Source organism: Schlesneria paludicola DSM 18645 (assembly GCF_000255655.1).
In the GTDB taxonomy this organism is placed as follows: domain Bacteria; phylum Planctomycetota; class Planctomycetia; order Planctomycetales; family Planctomycetaceae; genus Schlesneria; species Schlesneria paludicola.
In genome coordinates, this window is the sequence record NZ_JH636438.1 from 336,213 (window position 1) to 336,965 (window position 753).

Here is a 753-nt window from a genome sequence, read left to right on the forward strand (position 1 = left end):
CGGCTCCGGGCAGTCCCACGTCTTGAATCGCGATCAGCAAACCTTCAGCGGCCACGTCGCCGAACATGACAGCCACGCCGCTGTAGGACCACAATTCATCTGTCCCGCCGATGACGATCGTGTCATCGCCGTAGGCCAGGGCCTGCTCGTCGGTCATGCCGTCGAACTCAGGCTGTGCGAAGATTTGTTCAAGGGTCATGGCTGCCTCGTTAGGGGTTGGCGACTTGGATCGGTCGAGAGTTTGCCAGGGCCGCGTTGGTCTTTTTGGTTTCGGCGAGCTGTTGCTTCTGAACGTTCAACTGCTGCTTTTCAACATCGCCACCGAAGACACCGCGGAGCAGAGTGGCGGCCGCGTCGGAGCTGCCGATCAGGGCTGCCTTGGAGTCCGACTTGTCGGCCTTCTCCTTTTTCTCATTCTCCTTTTTGCCGTTTCCCTCTTCCTCGTCGGTCGCATCTGGAGAGGGTTCGAAATTTGGCTTGGCGATGTTTGTGAGCTGGAACTCACGTTCGCCGATTCCGTTGAGCAGTGCGTCGCGTCGGGCCTTTAGACCAGCCGACAGGCCGCCCTGATCGTTCAGACCTTCGATCGAATCCTTGTAGGTCTGGCTGAAGGCATCCGCGAACGCTTGGTAATGGTTTTTGCCAGCTCCCTTTTCGTCCTGCTGACCGGCCAGGGTGCTGATGAATGCATCGTTCGCCGCCGTCAGGGGATTCTTTCCGGAGCCGATGGCCGCGATACCGGCCTTGATCGAT

General features: G+C 58.8%; 2 protein-coding genes. Both read right to left on the reverse strand.

Annotation, left to right across the window (positions count from 1 at the left end; all coding sequences use genetic code 11):
* Positions 1 to 199 (reverse strand): hypothetical protein (locus OSO_RS51480; protein ID WP_010588559.1); only part of this gene is annotated, 199 nt, incomplete at its 3' end.
* Positions 200 to 209: 10 nt separating this feature from the next.
* Positions 210 to 753: hypothetical protein (locus OSO_RS0141470; protein ID WP_010588560.1), on the reverse strand; the 544-nt coding region annotated here is incomplete at its 5' end.